Raw genomic sequence first — 17,381 nt, forward strand, 5'->3', positions numbered from 1 at the left:
AAGCACACAATATTTTAGAAAAGGTATTTTAGAAAGGTTGATATGAAATTAGTTTTATTTTTAAATATGGGTGGGGCTACGAATTTGCAAGATTGTGAAGTGTTTTTAAAAAATATGTTTAATGACCCTTATATTTTGGGGATTAAAAATGCTTTTTTAAGAAAATTTGTAGCGTGGATTATAACAAAAGCTCGTGTTAAAGCCATGCAAGAAAATTATAAACAAATGGGCGGAAAATCCCCTTTAAATGAGCTCACTCAAAGCTTATGCCTTAAGCTAAGTGCAAAACAAAAGGCTTTTTGCTTTGACTTTGTCAATCTCTATGTCCCGCCTTTTGCTAAGGAAGTGCTAGGAAAATATAAGCTTGGCAAGGAAGATGAAATCATACTTTTTCCACTCTATCCCCACCACTCACGCACAACGGTTACTTCATCCTTAGAAGTCTTGCAAAATAGGGTTAAAAGCCTAAAAATCGATGCTAAAATAAAAATTATCGATGTTTTTTACAAAAACGAACTTTATAATCAAATGATAATTTCACATATTTTAGAAAAACAAAAGCATTTTGGGGCGAAAACTTTGATTTTTTCAGCCCATTCTTTGCCTGTTTCTGTGATAGAAAAGGGGGATTTGTATGAAAAGCATATCAATGAGCATGTAGAGCTTTTAAAAGAGAAGCTTAAAAATCATTTTGATGAATTTATCATCGCTTATCAATCTAGGTTAGGTCCTATAAAATGGCTTGAGCCTAATACGAGTGATATTTTGGCAAATTTAAAGCAAAAAGCCTTGATTTATCCCCTGTCTTTTTGCATAGATTGTTCTGAAACCATTTTTGAGCTGGGTATAGAGTATAAACACTTGGCTAAAGAAGCTTATGAGCTAATAAGTTGTCCTAATGATAGCGATGAATTTGCGGAGTTTATTTTAGATTGCTTGTAAAATATAAACTAGCCTATTTTAAAATATCCTAAAAGCTCTTCTTTAGCCTTTAAAATATCATCTGTATTTAGCTCAAAATCGATTTTACTGGGCTTTTTATAACTTTTATCATAATAATCTAAAAGCAAAACAATAAGCTTTTGCCATTCTTTTTTCTCATAATTTTCAAATAAATCTTGACGCAAATTTAAACTGATATAAGGGCTAATCTTTTGCAAGGCTTGTTGAAATTTCAAGGGCGTCATTTTTTCTTGGTAAATTTTTTGTATTCTTTTAACACGATTTTCCAAAGAACAAGAACAATGGATTTTAAAAGCTTTTTGCATATGCTCATAAAGCCTTAAGGGTAAAACTAATTCCCCTATTTTACGACTTTCGCTTTCTATAAAAATAAAATCTTTTAAAGAATTTAAAGCGTGAAAAAGCTCCGCTTCAAAAGCTTTTTGCGTGGGTTGTTTTCCTAAAATATCCCCAAAAGATGAGCCTAAATGATTTGCCATTTTTTCCAAATTTAAAGCGTGAGGTAATTGCTCTAAAAGCTCTGTTTTTCCACATCCTGTATTGCCACAAAGAGAGAAAAATTTAAAATTCATTCCCCTTTCAAAAAACTGCATTATAAAACTTCTATAAGCCTTAAAACCGCCTTTTAAACGCACCACTCTAAAGCCTAATTCACTCAAAATTAAGGCTAGGGATTTTGAACGCAAACCCCCACGAGAGCAGTAAATTCCTATCTTTTCGCCTATGCGAAAATTTTGAGTGATTTTAGGTATATGTTGAGCCATATTTTGACAAATATAACTTGCTCCTTTAGCCTTAGCTAGAGCTTGATTTTTTTTATAAATCGTGCCTATTTCTTGATGCTCTTCATCGTTTAAAGCATAAAAATTTAAAGCCCCAATCAAATGAGAATGTAAAAATTCCCTAGGACTTCTTGCGTCAATTAAAAGAGAGAAATTTTCTTTTTGAAATTCTAAAAATTCAACTTCACTTAACATTTTTAAAAGCCAAAACAAGTTTTTGATAAACTTGCTCTATATGAGTGCCACAAACCCTAGTTTCTCCTATGGTTGTAATGAAATTTGTATCCCCAGCCCAACGCGGAACTAAATGATAATGACAATGAGCAGCTATCCCAGCTCCTGCGTCCTTGCTTAAATTCATACCGATATTTACTCCACTTGCGTGAATTTGCTCTTTTAAAATTTTTACCCCCAAACGCACAAAATGACTCATTTCTTGCCAAATTTCATTATTTAAATTTTCTATATGCTCTTCGTGCAAATAAGGAATTACCATAAAATGTCCCGCAGAATAAGGATAGCGATTCATCACCCCAAAGCAATATTTGGCTCTAAAAATCACACCCAGCTCTTCATCGCTTTTAATTTTACTAGCACAATCACAAAAAGGACAAACGCTTTTTTCTTTTTCAAAATACTCACTCCGCCACGGTGCATACAAATACTGCATTTTACTCCTTTCAAAGCAAAGCTTTTAAAGCCTTTCCTTCATCGCTCTGACGCATAAAATACTCACCGATTAAAAAAGCATCAACACCTAAATTTTGTAAATGCTCTAAAAATTCCTTATCTTCCAAACCACTTTCTGCGATGATGATTTTTGAATTGGGAATTTGTGGGATAAGCCTTTGGCATAAACTCATATCCATAGAAAAATCTTCTAAATTACGATGATTTATACCTATAATATCCGCTCCAGCAAAAATAGCCTTGCTTAAATCTTGGGTGTCGTGAATTTCAACCAAAGCTTCAAGTCCTAAATGCCTTGCAAACTCAAGTAGTTTTTTAAGCTCTTTCATACTTAACATTTTAGCGATTAAAAGCACAAAATCAGCACCATAAACCAAAGCTTCTAAAATTTGATACTCATCAAAAATAAAATCCTTCCTTAACAAAGGAATTTGCGTATAGCGGCGTATCAGACTTAGGTATTCTAAAGAACCTTGAAAAAAATGCGGCTCTGTTAAAACAGAAATCGCCACAGCTTTGTTTTTTTCATAATTTAAAGCGATATTTAAAGGCTCAAAATCCTTTCTAATCACACCCTTACTAGGACTTGCTTTTTTCACTTCTGCGATGATTTTAACTTCTTTTTCCACTCTTTTTAAAGCCCCTATCACATCCTTAGGAAAAAAAGGATTTGAAGCCAAAGAACGCCCTAGCATATCGTAAGGGAGTTTTATTTTGCGTTCTTTTAAATCTTCTTTTGTTTTTTGAAAAATTTTCTCTAATATCATAGTTTCAAACACGCCTTTATCGCTTTTATATGAGCCTTACTTTCATCAGAATTTGCAAATTCTTTATCCTTTAGCGTTTGTTTTAAAACTTCCCACGCTTGATTACAAGAGCCTAATTTATAATATCCCCAAGCCAAAGAATCCAAATAATACAAATTTTGCGGTTCTTTTTCTAGGGCAAGTTCAACTAGCTTTATACCCTTTTTCACATCCAAATCATAATCAATAAGTAAATATCCATAATAATTTAAATACAAAGCATTGCTGTCTTTATCAATGCCAAGTTCAAATTTCTCCTTAATCGAATTAAGAATTTTTGGGCTTATTTTTTTAGCTGCGTTTGCGGCTTCAAATTCGAAAATTGCAGCTTTTAAAAGGTATTCTTTATTTTTTGTTTTATCAAAAAGCGTTAAACTCATTTTTTTAGCTTCATCAAAGCGTTTTAAATTTTGATACAAAGCAAGTTTAATATCAGGGTCTAAATCATACTCTAAAGCGATTTTTAAAGCTTCTTCAAATTGACCTTGAGAATTAAAAAGCTCTATTAAAGCCAGTGCGAAAGTTTTATCCCCACTAAGCTTATAAAGTTCTTCATATAGGCTTTTTAACGCTTCTATATCTTTCTCATCAAAATAAATTTTAGCAAGTAAAACACAAGTTTTAAGGGTGCAGCCATTTGTCTTTCTTGAAAATTCTAAAATATTTTTGATATTTAAAGTATCATTTAAAATCGCATAAACTCCTATAAGCTTAAATAAAATTTCTTCATTTTGCACTTGATAATAAGCGGATTTATAGTATTTTACAGCTTCTTTTAAATCATTTTTTTTCACTAAAATATCCCCATAAAGCTCTAAATTTCTGGGGTCATCATCTTTTTTTGCCAAAAGCTCTTTAATGAGTTTTTGGGCATCGTTAATATTGTCTGAATTTAAAGCATAAAGAGCACTAAGCCGCTTAAGATTGTCATTGCTATTTAAATAAGGCTTTGCCAAATCATTTAACTCTGTTTGCTCATCAAGATTATTAATCAAGGCAAGTAAAAAAGCATTTTCTAAAAAATGGCTATTATTGTAGTCTTTATAAAGCTCTAAAAACGCAACTGTGGCTTCTTTATATTGTCTATAATACTCGTAATTATAAGCCTTCATTACTCTTAAATCAAAATCATTACTCTTGTATTTGGTATAATCAGCATAAACAATAGTGTTTTTTGAATTTCCACAAGCAACCAAAAAACAAGCCACTAAGACAAATAACAAATTCCTATACATTCTTTTTCTAATTCCTTTTGATGTGTCTTAAAATATTCCCAAAACGGAAAGGTCCTGCACTGCCTTGGGCGAAAATCATAAATGCTACAATTTCTTTTTTGAGTGTCGAAAAAAATACAAGCAAAACCCTCTTCAAACGCAAGCTCTTTAAAACTCATTCTAAAACCCATTTTTTTAAATACTTCTTAGCAAATTCCTTGCTTTGCAAATTTAAATGTTTTCTTAACGCTTCTAATTCTTCCCTACTCGCAAAAATATTACCACTTTCTCCAGTGCAACACTTTCCACCGCATTTTTCACAAGCATTTTCATCAAAAGCATAAGAAAAATTTTTATCAAATATCATAACTTTTTAACCTAAATCTTAAGTGAATTTCTTGCATTTGTTTGCTTAAAATTTCATTTTCATATACAAAAAAAGGGGGCAAAATCTCACAGGGCGATTTTGAACCTTTTTTTAGCTGTATTAAAACAAGCCTTGCTTTTTTGTTTTGATGAGTATGGACAAAACAAAGTTTTGTCATTTTCATCTTCATATCTTTTAAAATAAAACAAAGCTCATCTAAAGCCAAAACTTCATAGCAAAAATACAAAGTTCCATTGGGCTTAAGTATGGAATTTGCTTTAGTTAAAAAGCTATGCAAGGGTAAAAACTCCTGAAATTTGCTAATATTTTTATGCCTATTCTCACTCTTGCAGGCTTCTTGTCTATAAAATGGGGGATTGCAAACTATAAAATCAAATTTTTCCATACTTTCAAACTCGGCAAAATCGCTATGAAAAACATCGGCTTGTATTTGATTGGATTTTAAATTTTTGTTGATTAATTCTATATTTTCTTTTTGAATATCAATCAAAGATAAACTTAAATTTGTAATATTTTTTTTAAGCAAAATGCCTATAATCCCACAACCTGCACCCACATCAAGAATATTATTTCTAACGCCTTGTTTTAAAATAAAATCAGCTAGAAGCAAAGAATCACTATTATAACGATACCCCTTGGCTAATTGAGTTAGCGTAATCAAATCTGACATATTTAATGCGTTGGAATTTTAATGCGTTTTGGAGGCTGTTCTTTAAATATATTTTGTTCTTTTGTTATATTATCATCTTCTTTAAAATTTGTCGGGCTTTGTGCCACCAAAAAAGAAATTACAAAAGTCATAAAAAAAATAGTTTTTATCATATAAAGCCTTATAAACTGGTGTCCACGGCGAGATTCGAACTCACGGCCTCAAAATTAGGAATTTTGCGCTCTATCCTGCTGAGCTACGAGGACGCAAAGCGGGAAAAATCCCGCTTAAAAATCAACCATTTCTTTTTTTGATGATTTCATCAGCAACATTCTTAGGGACTTCATCATAATGGTCAAATTCCATAGAATAAGTCGCACGACCCTGAGTTTGGCTTCTAAGGTCTGTGGAGTATCCAAACATTTCAGCCAAAGGACAAAATGCTGTGATGATTTTATTTCCACCTCTTTCATCCATAGAATTAACCTGACCACGACGCTTATTTAAATCCCCTATCACATCACCCATATAATCTTCAGGAGTTTCCACTTCAACCTTCATCATAGGCTCTAAGATTACAGCACCTGCTTTTCTAGCACCTTCTTTAAAGCCCATAGAAGCAGCAAGTTTAAAAGCCATCTCAGAAGAATCCACTTCGTGATAACTTCCATCATACACGCTTACTTTCACATCTTCTACTGGATAACCTGCTAAAACCCCATTTTGCAAGGCTTCTTGTATGCCCTTATCCACAGCAGGAATGTATTCTTTAGGAATTACCCCACCCTTGATGTCATTAACAAATTCATAGCCACTGCCCGGCTCAAGTGGTTCAAGGCGTAAGAATACATGTCCGTATTGTCCGCGACCACCTGATTGTTTAGCGTATTTGTATTCTTGCTCAACAACTTTACGAATGGTTTCTCTATAAGCAACTTGAGGTTGTCCTACTTCGGCTTCAACCTTAAATTCACGAAGCATTCTATCAACGATAATTTCAAGGTGCAATTCACCCATACCCGAAATGATAGTTTGACCGCTTTCTTCATCTGTAGAAACTCTAAAACTAGGGTCCTCTTGGGCAAGTTTATTTAAAGCAATAGACATTTTTTCTTGGTCTGCTTTAGTTTTTGGTTCAACTGCAACAGAAATAACTGGATCTGGAAAATCCATTCTTTCTAAGATAACTTTATCTTTTTCACTCGCAAGTGTATCACCTGTAAGCGTATCTTTTAATCCTACAACAGCACCGATTTCACCCGCATAAAGCACCTTAATCTCTTCTCTTTTATTAGAGTGCATTTTCAAAAGACGACCTATTCTTTCTTTTTTATCCTTAGTTGAGTTATAAGCATAAGAACCGCTCTCCAAACAACCACGATAAACACGCACGAAAGTAAGCTGTCCTACAAAAGGGTCAGTCATAATCTTGAAGGCAAGTCCTGCAAATTCACCATCATCAGTTGATTTCACAGAAACTTCCGTGCCGTCTTCGTATTCACCCTTGATATTAGCCACTTCATCAGGAGCTGGCAAATAAGCCACAACAGCATCAAGTAAAGGCTGAACGCCCTTATTTTTAAAGGCTGTGCCACAAAGCATAGGAACGATAGAAAGGCTTAAACATCCCGCTTTAATCCCTGTTTTAATTTCTTCAAGGCTTAATTCTTCTCCGCCTAAATACTTCTCCATAAGCTCATCACTCGTTTCGCTTACAGCTTCTATCATCTTAGTGCGATATTCTTCTGCTTTTTCCTTAAGTTCGGCTGGAATTTCTTTTTCCACATAATCAGTTGGCTTAGTATCATCTTCCCAAACTAAGGCTTTCATCGTTACAAGATCAATCACGCCCTTAAAATTATCTTCAGCACCAATTGGAATTTGAAGTGGGACTGGATTAGCTTTCAAGCGGTTACGAATTTGCTCTTCTACATTGTAGAAATTTGCACCGATTCTATCCATTTTATTGACAAAAACTATTCTTGGAACGCCGTATTTATTAGCCTGTCTCCACACGGTTTCACTTTGAGGCTGAACCCCACCTACTGAGCAAAATACCGCCACAGCCCCATCTAAAACACGCATAGATCTTTCAACTTCGATTGTAAAATCCACATGTCCGGGAGTGTCTATAAGATTGATTTGATGGTCTTTCCAAAAACAAGTAGTCGCCGCAGAAGTGATGGTAATCCCACGCTCTTTTTCTTGTTCCATCCAGTCCATAGTCGCAGCCCCATCATGCACCTCGCCGATTTTATGACTCATACCCGTAAAGAAAAGAATTCTCTCACTTGTAGTCGTTTTACCCGCGTCAATGTGAGCGGCAATACCGATATTTCTAACTTTTTTTAAAGGAGTATTTCTAGACATTTTTTCTCCTTTTTACCAGCGATAGTGAGCAAAAGCTTTATTTGCTTCAGCCATTTTATAAGTATCTTCTTTCTTCTTAAATGAAGCACCTTTACTATTAGCCGCATCCAAAAGTTCAGCCGCTAATTTTTCAATCATAGTTCTTTCGCTTCTTTTTCTAGCATATGAAATAATCCAACGAATCGCCAAAGCTTGCTGTCTAGCAGGACGCACTTCCACTGGAACTTGATAGGTTGCCCCACCTACACGGCGAGATTTTACTTCTAATAAAGGCTTAATGTTTTCAATCGCATCGTTGAAAATATCAATACCTTTTTTCTCGCCACCTTTTTTATCAATAGCCTCTAAAGCACCATACATAATAGTTGTAGCTGTGCTTTTTTTGCCATCATACATTAAAGAATTAATGAATTTTGTGATTATTTTATTACCATAAATCGGGTCTGGCAAGACTTCTCTTACCGGAGCTTTTCTTCTTCTCATTTTTTTCCTTCAAATTTAAAATTTTACTCAAACAAAATCAAATCTAATGGATTTGTCTGTCTTATTTTTTACTTCGCAGCACCTGCTTTAGGACGCTTCGCACCATATTTAGAACGAGAAACCGTTCTTTTAGCAACGCCGGCTGTATCTAAAGCACCGCGGACAATGTGATATTTCACACCCGGTAAGTCTTTTACCCTACCCCCACGCACTAAAACAATGCTGTGTTCTTGTAGATTATGACCTTCACCGCCTATGTAACTAATCACTTCAAAGCCACTTGTAAGTCTTACTTTGGCAACTTTTCTTAACGCTGAGTTTGGTTTTTTAGGTGTTGTAGTATAAACCCTAGTGCAAACTCCCCTTCTTTGCGGACAATTTTTAAGCGCTGGAGATTTAGATTTTTCTAAAACTTTTTTACGCTCTTTTCTAACCAATTGATTTATGGTTGGCACATTCATTCCTTTCTTTAAAAATAATAAACTTAGGATTTTATCTCAATTTTACTTACAAAAATATAAACTAGAAATTATTTAAATCTTTTTGTGAAATTTCCAAAAATAAGGCAAATGCTAAAGAAAAGCTCTTAAAAATTTACCTAAGAAATAGCTGCAATATTAAAAGAATTTTTGACACTCTTTTTTTGCAAAGATTGATTTTATTTTAAACTAAAGTTTTTAATGTCTCACACTCTTATATCCACACTTTTATTTTGCAAATTCTTTTTTAAAAGGAAGTTGTTAAAGTTCTCTGTGTCTTCATCGCTTATTTTTATACCCAAAAGAAGTTCTAATTCTTTAGCCTTATTAAAGCTATTTTCTAAAAGCTTTTTTAGGAATTCATTTCTTATATCATTATCTTTATAAGTTTCTTTGTTTTTGCTTTCTGCTTGAATGGCTTTGAAGGGTTTTTCATCTGGGTTTTTATCGTTTTCAGCATAGACTAGCTTTTGCTCTGCTATTTCAGCTTTATATTTATCCCCCATAGCATCGCTTTTAGCCTTCATTTCTAGCCATCGTTTTTTAAATTCATTTATATCACTAATATTGCTTTTAAGTTTTAAAATATTTGTAAAATCCGTTCCTATATCTCCTGTTATACCATAATTAATGGGATTTTGTTTTATAAATTCATTCAAGTCCTCTATTTGACTTTGACCCATATTTTTATCATAGCCATTAAGTTTTCCTGATATGGTTGTTTCGCCTTCTATAAGAGGGTTTTGACCTGACATGCCTGCAAAGAATGCCATTAAAACGCCACCCTTGCCTATAAAGCCATTATCATTTTTATAGATTGATTGTCCTATATCTATGTGAGAGCTTGGAGCAAATATATCATCGTTCTTTTTGATATAATCACTAGGAGCTTTTTCGTTCCAACTAGGAAAGCTTAATGCCAACTGTTTAGAATTTTGATAGATTTGCAAATCATTGTTGGCACTTAAAGCATTTTCGAACTCTTTTTGAGTTTGAAAAATATTAGTTACTTGAAAACTTTTTTTATCATAATAAAATCCTAAAGGGATTTTATTTAAATCTTCAATAGTAAAATTTCCATTCGGTTCATCAATAAGTTGTGAAAAAACTTTATAGGCATTTCCTATGCTTTTAGCAATATCTATACTGGTAAAAGATTTAAAATTAAGGTTGGTTATATAACTAGCTAAATTTTCCACACCTTTAGCATAAATTTTATAATCCTTTGGTATCCCTGCTGCTTCATTAAAATCACTTGTGAAAAAGCCATCTTTATCCACTGAGTAGCCTAAGATTTTACTGACTGCTTGAGTTTTATCGCTTACAAGGTTTAAGTTATCGTTTGCAATATTAGATGATTTTGTATTTGAAGTATTGTTATTTAAAGCGTTTGTGTAATTATAATTTGAATAAGAATTTATACCATTAATCATCTTTGCCATCCTATAAATGAAATTTTTATAGGGTAAATCGGCAAATAAAAAATATTATGTATAAGCAAAATCCTATCTAAATTTAGATAGGATTAAGGATTATTGTTTATTTGTGTTGTATTGTAAATACACCATATGAGTGGCTAAATACTCTTCTAAGCCGTGTTTGCCATCAGCTCCGCCTATGCCGCTTTTTCTAAAACCTGCGTGAAAGCCCTGCATGGCTTCAAAATTTTCTCTATTGATATAAGTTTCACCAAATTTAAGCTCCCTGCTCGCTCTCATCGCTATGTCTAAATTTTGCGTATAAATAGAGCTTGTAAGCCCATATTCACAATCATTTGCCTTAGCAATAACCTCATCAAGCGTGTCAAATTTAGCAATAGGCAAAATAGGGGCAAAAATCTCTTTTTGCATAAGCTCATCTTCGTGCTTAACATTAGTAACAACACTCGCAGGAAAATAATACCCACTCGTATCCGTAACTTTTCCCCCACATTCTACAACCGCTCCTTTAGCAACAGCACGCTCAAGCATAGCTAGGGCATTATCAAGTCCAGCTTGATTGACAAGGGGTCCCATATCAAAATCACCCTTTAAGGTATTTCCCACGCTTACCTTACTCATCGCTTTTACAAATTTATCTACAAATTCATCATAAACACTTGTATGCACATAGGCTCTCTCAGCACAATTGCAAACTTGCCCGTTATTACAAATCCTACTTGCCTTAATCGCTTCTACGGCTAAATCAATATCCGCATCCTTACACACTATGGCAGGTGCCTTACCCCCAAGTTCTAAAGAAACCTTGATGATATTTTTAGCAGCCGCTTCCATCACCTTAACCCCCGCTTCAACGCTTCCTGTAAGGCTTACCATACCTATATTTTCATTGCTAGATAGTTCGTGTCCTACCACACTACCCTTACCAGCGACTAGGTTAAACACGCCTTTTGGCAACGAACTTTGTGAAACAAGCTTGGCAAATTCAAAGGCATTATTAGGTGTTTGGCTACTTGGCTTTATGACTATGGTATTGCCTGTAAGTAGAGCAGGTGCCATCTTTCTAGCGATGAGAAAGAAAGGGAAATTCCAAGGCAAAATTCCACCAATAACCCCAATAGCACTCTTATACAAATAAATATGCTCATTAGCCCTATCACTTTGTATGATTTCGCCCTCATACCTCCTAGCCCACTCTGCTGTATAATCAAAATAATCCGCCGTAAAATGAATCTCCACACTAGCCAAAGCTCTTACTTTGCCCTGCTCTTGCATCAAAACATCGGTTAAAAAATCAGCATTCTTGCGTATTAAATTCGCTATTTCTCTCAAATAAGAAGCTCTTTCAATCGCCGCTTTTGCTTCCCAAGCCTTTTGTGCTTTTTTAGCCGCATCAATGGCTCTTTGTGTATCTTCTAAAGAAGCACTTGCCACCCTAGAAATCACTTCCTTAGTCGCAGGATTTAAAACCTCGATAAATTCCCCATTATGTGGCACAAATTCCCCGTCGATAAAATTATAATAAGTCGTCATTTTCTCTCCTTTTTAGTCTAAATGAAACACTTCTTCCATATCCAGCCATTTTTGTCCAGCAAAACCTAGCGAAATTTGGCAAGGGTCCGTTACTTTCCACCATTTTTGCGTAGTCTCATCCCTTGCCATCTTAGCCATATCCGCTTCAAAATCAGCACCCACATACTCAAAATATGCAAACAAATATTCCCCAAATAAATAGATGGAATAATTTTGTATATTGCATTCTTTAATCATCTTACAAACCCCATCATAAGGCTTTGCGTGAAGCTCTTTATACTCTTTTATTTTTTCTTTTTTGATTTTTATGATTTGTCCAAATCTTTGCACTCAACCTCCTTTGTAAAAAGTTAAAGCATTTTGATAAAAAATGCCGTCTAAATTTTCAAATACTTCACTTTGCAAAATGCACTCCACCCACTGCTTAGGACTTAAATTTGCCACAGGAAAATTACTGCCAAAAAGCAATTTATGCTCACTAAAATTCTCCTTTAAAAAGGCAAAAACTTCTTTGGCAAATTGAGTATCAAACACATCAGGAGCACTGAGTTTTATCCATAAATTCTCATACTGACTTAAATTTTTTAAATCCTTTTTATAAGAATTAAATGTCGAAATTTTAGGACTTGCAAAATGATTTAAAACAATCTTAAACTCTTTATTATCCCTTAAGCTTTGCTCTAAAAGGCTCAAATCTTCGCTTTTCACACAAGCTTCAAAAGGCAATTTTCTTTTTTCAAGCTCTTTCAAAAGCTCTTTAAATTCACGCAGCTGGAGCCTTTTAGCTCCCTTTTCATCAGCGTGTAAAACCTGTCTAAAAGAACTTATTCCTTGCTCTAAACTTCCCAAGCAAAGCTTTAAACCCTGCTTTTGCAACTCAAAGGCAAAACGAGCTTCGGCTTCTTTATCATCACAATTTGTCTCCACATAAAGCCCACCTAAGAATTCAAAGCCTTCATAAGCATCTTGTAAATCCTTTAAGCAAAAATTGCGTTTAAGGCTAGGCATATTCTCAAGCCAAGTTAAATTAAGTCTTTGCAAATCCCACAAATGCAAGTGTGAATCAAAAATCTTTTGCATACTAAGCCCTTATTTTTGAACCCAAAAAGCCATACCAAGCCACATATAAAAATAAAGGTGCCATTGCCAAATAGCCCACACCGGTGCCAAAATTATCATTAATCGCACCTATAATCATAGGAGAAATCGCCCCGCCTACTATACTCATTACCAAAAGTGAGCCGCCTAGCTTGACCTGATTAAGGGGTAAATTCTTAGTCGATACAGCAAAAATAGTAGGAAAGGATATACTCATAAAGAAAAACAAGGCTATGAGTAAAAGCACAGAGAAAAAGCCACTAGCAAAATAAAGCCCTACGCATACTAGCACATTGATAAAAGAATACAAGCCTAAAATATGCTCTGCCTTAATGAATTTCATCAAAGGCGTGGTTAAAATTCTACCCAGCATAAAGGCTATTAAGGCTACGCTAAAATAATACGCCCCTTGCTTATCGCTTAATCCTGCAAAATGTTCCACAGCATAATTGATAAAAAACGCCCCCGCTGCGACTTGATTGGCAATATATAAAAACTGCGCTAAAAGCCCGTAATTAAAATGTGCGTGTTTAAAAACTCCGCTTGGCTTACTCTTATCATCCTTAGCAAAGTCCTTGCTTACTGCTTCACCTTCTGGAATTTTATTCAACACAAAAAGCACTAAAATCAGCCCAACAACAGCCGCTATACCCACATAAACAAGCTGAACATTACCCATATTGGCTAACAATGCACTTTCAATTTGCTCAGCACTGGCTCCTTCTTCTTGCTTGGTAATAGATAAAAACAAAGCCCCGCCTATTAAAGGACCTACAAATTGCCCAAAGCCATTAAAGCTTTGAGCCGCATTGATACGAAAACTCGCATTTTTCTCATCGCCTAGCTTAACCATATAAGGATTGGCATTGGTTTCTAAGCAACCTATGCCACAAGCTAATATAAAAAAAGCAAATAAAAAAAGACTAAAAGAAGCCGCATTGGTCGCAGGTATGATGAGTAAGCACCCCAAAGCATAAAGAAAAAGTCCGCAAATAATACCCATTTTATAAGAATAACGACTCGCTATCCACCCCGCTGGCAAGGCTATCACAAAATACGCCCCAAAATAAGCCAACTGCAAAAAGCCACTTTCGTGCTGAGTGATGTGAAGATGGTTTTGAAAATTCTTATTCATCACATCAATAAGTCCATAACTCACTCCCCATAAAAAGAAAAGCGAAGTAACCAAAATAATAGCAATTTTAATATTTTTTGAACTTGTCATTTTTTCTCCTTTTATTCATCCCAGTTTAATGCCCTATCTAAATGCACATAGCCCCCATCAGGAAATAAAATTTGCCCTGTGGTATGCGAAGCTAAAGGACTAAGCGTAAAAACAGCCGTGTAAGCTATCTCTTCAATAGTCGTAAAGCGGTGACCTAGTGGGATAGCCTTAGCGATTTTTTCATACTGCTCTTTAGGATTGGCAAAATTATTCAGCCATTTTTCATAAAGTGGGGTCATCACTTCAGCAGGAGCTAAAGCATTAACCCTGACATTATCCTTAGCAAAGGCACAAGCCCACTCCCTTGTAAAGCCTATTTGAGCTGCCTTAGCTGAGGCATAGGCTGAAGTTCTACCCTGTCCTGTGAGTCCTGTTTTGCTGACTATATTGAGTATGCTACCTTGCTCTTTTTTGATATAAGGCAAAGCGGCTTTTGCACAAGTATAATAATGAAAAAGATTGTTTTCGTAAGACTTGATTAAATCCTTTGTGCTGGTGTTTTCAATATGTAAATTATCATTAGCCCCTGCATTATTAACCAGTGCGTAAATAGAGCCGTATTTCTTAGCCACCTCATCCACTAAGCCTTCTATGCTTTCAAAATCCTTTAAATCAATAGCATAAAAGCTAAAATTCTCATTTAAAGCTTTCAATTCTTGCAAAGTTTTCTCACTCATAGAACGCGAAAAAACCACAGGAATGCCTCCTTCTAAAGCCCAAAGTTTGGCAATGCCTAGCCCAATACCCTTAGCACCCCCTGTAATGATGCAAATTTTGTTTTTAATTTTTAAATCCATTATTTTCTCCCTTATCAAGTTGTAAAGTTCTTTTTAAATATAAAAGCATAAAAACGCCCAAAAAGGCTATTAAGGCTAGGATAATCAGCCCCCATTCCTGACCTAAGTTCGCTTCTATGTAATTTTTAAGATTTGGCGCTACAAAGCCACCTAAATTTCCCAAAGAGCCTATTAATGCAATAGCTGTGGCAGCTGATTTGCCCTTTAAAACCTGAGTGGGTAAATTCCAAAAAATAGGCTGGATAACTATAAATCCCACCGCTGCTAAACTAATGCAAAACAAAAAACTAATGAGATTAGGCATAAGGCTTGAAAGCAAAAGAAACAAAGCTCCTAAAAAAAGTAAAATCAAAGCAAAAAGATTCCACAAACGCCTTTTATCCGCTTGAGCGGTTAAAAAAGGCAAGGCAAAGAAGACCACCACCCAAGGAAGAGCATTCAAAAGCCCCACTTCAAAGCCTATACTAATGCCTAAAAACTCAGCTATTTTACTAGGCAGATAAAAAAGCACTCCATAAATACTTAGCTGTATGCAAAAATACACAAAAACAAAGCACCACACCAAAGGATTTAAAAAAGTAGCTCCCACAGAATGCTCTTGTGCTTTGGTATTAGCAAATTCTAAGTGCGTTAAAAGAAGTTTTTTCTCTTCCACACTCAGCCATTTAGCGTCCTTTGGATGTGAGCTTAAATAACAAAAGGCAAAAATACCTACAAGCACAGTAAAACCACCCTGCCAAATAAACATCCACTGCCAAGATTTAAAATAAATTTCAGGCATATACTCTAAAATAGCTCCTGTGAGTATGGAACCAAAAACGAAGGCTATGGGAACGCCCATTTGATAAATTCCATAAGCCTTAGAGCGAAACTGGGGCGGAAAAAAATAGCTAAGATACAAAATCACGCCCGGACTAAAACCCGCTTCGCTAAGTCCTAACAAAAAACGCAAAAAATAAAAGCTCTTTTCTCCTTGTATGAAAATCATCGCCATAGTAACCAAGCCCCAAGTTATCATAATGCGTGAAAGCCAAATTTTAGCCCCAAATTTATGCAAAAGCAAATTTGAAGGCACTTCAAAAAGAGCATAGCCTATGAAAAAAATCCCCGCTCCCAAAGCATAGGCTGCATTGCTAATACCCACATCAATTTCTATGTGGCTTTTGACAAAGCTGATATTGGTTCTATCAAGCATAGCCAGACAAAACATCAAAACAATCAAAGGCAAAATACGCCACGAAATTTTTTTACAAACTAGCTCTAATTCTTTGGAAGTTAAGGCTCTCATCTTTCATCCTTAGCAAGTAGTGGCAAGTCTCCACACTGAAAAATCGTTTTGCTCATTAAGCTCTGCTTTGACAAGTTCGCCCTGTGAAATTCTTACTATCAAAGCAATAAGCTCATCTCTAATGTCTTCTTTGCTCTTTAGCCCATCGATAATGGCTCCTGCGTTAATGTCTATGCAATCTTGCATATTTTCATAGCAAAAGCTATTAGAACTTAGCTTAATCGTAGGCACTATGGCTGAACCTGTGGGTGTGCCGCGTCCTGTGGTAAAAACACACACATTAGCCCCGCCAGCTACCATGGCGCTTAGCTGTTCTATATCATTGCCCGGAGTATTCATAAAGGTAAGTCCCTTAGAAAGCACAGGTTTAGCATAATCAATCACATCCATTAGCTCTCTTGTGCCTGCCTTATACACACAGCCTAAGCTTTTCTCTTCTATGGAGCTTAGACCCCCTGCTATATTTCCGGGACTTGGGTTTGCCCCACGAATATCGGCGTGAAAGGACTTAACTAAATCTTCAAAGCCCAAAATTTTCTCATAGACCTTTTTAGCCACTTCTTCGTTTTTAGCCCTCTTAGCCAAAATAGCCTCACAGCCTATGAGTTCAGTCGTTTCAGCCAAAATCACAGCCCCGCCCTCATCGATGACAAAATCACTCAAACTGCCTAAGGCTGGATTAGCACTAAGCCCACTATAACTATCGCTTCCTCCGCATTCCGTGCCTAAAATAAGGTCTGAAAAATCGCCCTCGCTCATAGGCATTTTAGCCGCTTCTTCTAACATAGCCTTAACTAGCTCTATGCCTTTTTGAGTGGTTTTGAGTGTGCCACCTTCTTCTTGTATGACTAAAAATTCCACTCTTTTATAGGGTGTGGCTTCTTTGATTTTCTCAGCCACAGCCTTAGCTTGAATGACTTCACAACCTAGCCCTACGATTAAAATCCCATAGACATTAGCATTAGTGCCGTGTCCTATTAAAACATCTCTTGTTTGCAAGGCATCAAATTCAAGCTGGGAGCAGCCGTGCTGATGATTGATATACACAGCACCCTGACATTTTCTAGCAATATTTTCGCATACTTTATTAGCACAATGCACACTAGGCACTACAATAACCTTGTTGCGTAAGCCAAATTTATTATCTTTTCTTCTGTAACCTTGTAATTTTATCATT

At 35.5% G+C, this 17,381-nt stretch carries 18 protein-coding genes, 1 tRNA gene and 1 pseudogene; 1 reads left to right on the forward strand and 19 read right to left on the reverse strand.

Going from position 1 to position 17,381, the window contains the following annotated elements:
* Positions 1 to 42: 42 nt before the first annotated feature.
* A complete protein-coding gene (gene hemH / locus ACLL8X_RS02825; RefSeq protein ID WP_411989442.1) occupies positions 43 to 942 on the forward strand; it encodes a ferrochelatase in 900 nt (299 codons plus the stop codon).
* Between the two features lie 8 nt (positions 943 to 950).
* Here hemH and mnmH read toward each other — a convergent pair whose 3' ends face one another.
* From mnmH to ACLL8X_RS02920, 19 genes and pseudogenes are all read right to left on the reverse strand, one after another.
* Positions 951 to 1,940: a tRNA 2-selenouridine(34) synthase MnmH gene (gene mnmH, locus ACLL8X_RS02830; protein ID WP_411989443.1), complete on the reverse strand. Its 990-nt coding sequence runs from the start codon at positions 1,938 to 1,940 to the stop codon at positions 951 to 953.
* Positions 1,930 to 2,415, reverse strand: a complete 486-nt coding sequence (locus ACLL8X_RS02835) for an HIT family protein (RefSeq protein WP_411989444.1) — start codon at positions 2,413 to 2,415, stop codon at positions 1,930 to 1,932. The genes mnmH and ACLL8X_RS02835 overlap by 11 nt, the downstream gene beginning before the upstream one ends.
* A gap of 10 nt (positions 2,416 to 2,425) precedes the next feature.
* Positions 2,426 to 3,202 (reverse strand): indole-3-glycerol phosphate synthase TrpC, encoded by a 777-nt coding sequence (gene trpC / locus ACLL8X_RS02840; RefSeq protein ID WP_411989445.1) that lies wholly within the window; start codon positions 3,200 to 3,202, stop codon positions 2,426 to 2,428.
* Positions 3,199 to 4,476, reverse strand: a complete 1,278-nt coding sequence (locus ACLL8X_RS02845) for a tetratricopeptide repeat protein (RefSeq protein WP_411989446.1) — start codon at positions 4,474 to 4,476, stop codon at positions 3,199 to 3,201. The genes trpC and ACLL8X_RS02845 overlap by 4 nt, the downstream gene beginning before the upstream one ends.
* Positions 4,449 to 4,822: pseudogene (locus ACLL8X_RS02850) on the reverse strand (YkgJ family cysteine cluster protein). Before ACLL8X_RS02850 ends, ACLL8X_RS02845 begins: the two are co-directional and overlap by 28 nt.
* The gene (locus ACLL8X_RS02855; RefSeq protein WP_411989447.1) at positions 4,812 to 5,513 is read right to left on the reverse strand and encodes a tRNA1(Val) (adenine(37)-N6)-methyltransferase; all 702 of its coding nucleotides are present in this window, start codon (positions 5,511 to 5,513) and stop codon (positions 4,812 to 4,814) included. The pseudogene ACLL8X_RS02850 and the gene ACLL8X_RS02855 overlap by 11 nt, the downstream one beginning before the upstream one ends.
* Positions 5,514 to 5,515: 2 nt before the next feature.
* Positions 5,516 to 5,665 carry a hypothetical protein gene (locus ACLL8X_RS02860; RefSeq protein WP_411989448.1) on the reverse strand — a complete coding sequence of 50 codons (150 nt, stop codon included), beginning with the start codon at positions 5,663 to 5,665 and terminating at the stop codon, positions 5,516 to 5,518.
* A 16-nt stretch (positions 5,666 to 5,681) separates the two neighbouring features.
* Positions 5,682 to 5,758: transfer RNA gene (locus ACLL8X_RS02865), tRNA-Arg, on the reverse strand.
* Positions 5,759 to 5,786: 28 nt separating this feature from the next.
* Positions 5,787 to 7,862, reverse strand: coding sequence for an elongation factor G (gene fusA, locus ACLL8X_RS02870; protein WP_411989449.1), 2,076 nt, complete (start codon positions 7,860 to 7,862; stop codon positions 5,787 to 5,789).
* Between the two features lie 12 nt (positions 7,863 to 7,874).
* Positions 7,875 to 8,345 carry a 30S ribosomal protein S7 gene (rpsG, locus tag ACLL8X_RS02875; RefSeq protein ID WP_411989450.1) on the reverse strand — a complete coding sequence of 157 codons (471 nt, stop codon included), beginning with the start codon at positions 8,343 to 8,345 and terminating at the stop codon, positions 7,875 to 7,877.
* 68 nt (positions 8,346 to 8,413) lie between these two features.
* Positions 8,414 to 8,800 carry a 30S ribosomal protein S12 gene (gene rpsL, locus ACLL8X_RS02880; RefSeq protein WP_002782934.1) on the reverse strand — a complete coding sequence of 129 codons (387 nt, stop codon included), beginning with the start codon at positions 8,798 to 8,800 and terminating at the stop codon, positions 8,414 to 8,416.
* Positions 8,801 to 9,030: 230 nt separating this feature from the next.
* The gene (locus tag ACLL8X_RS02885) at positions 9,031 to 10,257 is read right to left on the reverse strand and encodes a Cj0814 family flagellar-dependent secreted protein (RefSeq protein WP_411989451.1); all 1,227 of its coding nucleotides are present in this window, start codon (positions 10,255 to 10,257) and stop codon (positions 9,031 to 9,033) included.
* A 99-nt stretch (positions 10,258 to 10,356) separates the two neighbouring features.
* Positions 10,357 to 11,796: an aldehyde dehydrogenase gene (aldA, locus tag ACLL8X_RS02890; RefSeq protein ID WP_411989452.1), complete on the reverse strand. Its 1,440-nt coding sequence runs from the start codon at positions 11,794 to 11,796 to the stop codon at positions 10,357 to 10,359.
* A 12-nt stretch (positions 11,797 to 11,808) separates the two neighbouring features.
* A complete protein-coding gene (locus ACLL8X_RS02895) occupies positions 11,809 to 12,126 on the reverse strand; it encodes an L-rhamnose mutarotase (RefSeq protein ID WP_411989453.1) in 318 nt (105 codons plus the stop codon).
* Complete coding sequence (locus ACLL8X_RS02900; protein ID WP_411989454.1) at positions 12,127 to 12,876, reverse strand: amidohydrolase family protein; 750 nt, start codon at positions 12,874 to 12,876, stop codon at positions 12,127 to 12,129.
* A 1-nt stretch (position 12,877) separates the two neighbouring features.
* A complete protein-coding gene (gene fucP, locus ACLL8X_RS02905; protein ID WP_411989455.1) occupies positions 12,878 to 14,119 on the reverse strand; it encodes an L-fucose:H+ symporter permease in 1,242 nt (413 codons plus the stop codon).
* An 11-nt stretch (positions 14,120 to 14,130) separates the two neighbouring features.
* Positions 14,131 to 14,916 carry an SDR family oxidoreductase gene (locus tag ACLL8X_RS02910; protein ID WP_411989456.1) on the reverse strand — a complete coding sequence of 262 codons (786 nt, stop codon included), beginning with the start codon at positions 14,914 to 14,916 and terminating at the stop codon, positions 14,131 to 14,133.
* Positions 14,900 to 16,204, reverse strand: coding sequence for an MFS transporter (locus ACLL8X_RS02915; protein WP_411989457.1), 1,305 nt, complete (start codon positions 16,202 to 16,204; stop codon positions 14,900 to 14,902). Before ACLL8X_RS02915 ends, ACLL8X_RS02910 begins: the two co-directional genes overlap by 17 nt.
* Before the next feature lie 9 nt (positions 16,205 to 16,213).
* On the reverse strand, positions 16,214 to 17,380 hold the full coding sequence (locus ACLL8X_RS02920; RefSeq protein ID WP_411989458.1) for a UxaA family hydrolase: 1,167 nt from the start codon (positions 17,378 to 17,380) through the stop codon (positions 16,214 to 16,216).
* Position 17,381 lies beyond the last annotated feature (1 nt).

It is taken from the genome of Campylobacter parajejuni (genome assembly GCF_046764905.1).
In the GTDB taxonomy this organism is placed as follows: domain Bacteria; phylum Campylobacterota; class Campylobacteria; order Campylobacterales; family Campylobacteraceae; genus Campylobacter_D.

What these genes read in the sequence shown, in the direction of transcription:
- ACLL8X_RS02885 (WP_411989451.1), bottom strand. Translation starts at nt 10,257, where the DNA reads ATGATTAATGGTATAAATTCTTATTCAAATTATAATTACACAAACGCT.
- ACLL8X_RS02860 (WP_411989448.1), bottom strand. Translation starts at nt 5,665, where the DNA reads ATGATAAAAACTATTTTTTTTATGACTTTTGTAATTTCTTTTTTGGTG.
- ACLL8X_RS02910 (WP_411989456.1), bottom strand. Translation starts at nt 14,916, where the DNA reads ATGGATTTAAAAATTAAAAACAAAATTTGCATCATTACAGGGGGTGCT.
- ACLL8X_RS02835 (WP_411989444.1), bottom strand. Translation starts at nt 2,415, where the DNA reads ATGCAGTATTTGTATGCACCGTGGCGGAGTGAGTATTTTGAAAAAGAA.
- fucP (WP_411989455.1), bottom strand. Translation starts at nt 14,119, where the DNA reads ATGACAAGTTCAAAAAATATTAAAATTGCTATTATTTTGGTTACTTCG.
- ACLL8X_RS02920 (WP_411989458.1), bottom strand. Translation starts at nt 17,380, where the DNA reads ATGATAAAATTACAAGGTTACAGAAGAAAAGATAATAAATTTGGCTTA.
- ACLL8X_RS02855 (WP_411989447.1), bottom strand. Translation starts at nt 5,513, where the DNA reads ATGTCAGATTTGATTACGCTAACTCAATTAGCCAAGGGGTATCGTTAT.
- ACLL8X_RS02900 (WP_411989454.1), bottom strand. Translation starts at nt 12,876, where the DNA reads ATGCAAAAGATTTTTGATTCACACTTGCATTTGTGGGATTTGCAAAGA.
- trpC (WP_411989445.1), bottom strand. Translation starts at nt 3,202, where the DNA reads ATGATATTAGAGAAAATTTTTCAAAAAACAAAAGAAGATTTAAAAGAA.
- ACLL8X_RS02845 (WP_411989446.1), bottom strand. Translation starts at nt 4,476, where the DNA reads ATGTATAGGAATTTGTTATTTGTCTTAGTGGCTTGTTTTTTGGTTGCT.
- hemH (WP_411989442.1), top strand. Translation starts at nt 43, where the DNA reads ATGAAATTAGTTTTATTTTTAAATATGGGTGGGGCTACGAATTTGCAA.
- mnmH (WP_411989443.1), bottom strand. Translation starts at nt 1,940, where the DNA reads ATGTTAAGTGAAGTTGAATTTTTAGAATTTCAAAAAGAAAATTTCTCT.
- aldA (WP_411989452.1), bottom strand. Translation starts at nt 11,796, where the DNA reads ATGACGACTTATTATAATTTTATCGACGGGGAATTTGTGCCACATAAT.
- fusA (WP_411989449.1), bottom strand. Translation starts at nt 7,862, where the DNA reads ATGTCTAGAAATACTCCTTTAAAAAAAGTTAGAAATATCGGTATTGCC.
- ACLL8X_RS02915 (WP_411989457.1), bottom strand. Translation starts at nt 16,204, where the DNA reads ATGAGAGCCTTAACTTCCAAAGAATTAGAGCTAGTTTGTAAAAAAATT.
- rpsG (WP_411989450.1), bottom strand. Translation starts at nt 8,345, where the DNA reads ATGAGAAGAAGAAAAGCTCCGGTAAGAGAAGTCTTGCCAGACCCGATT.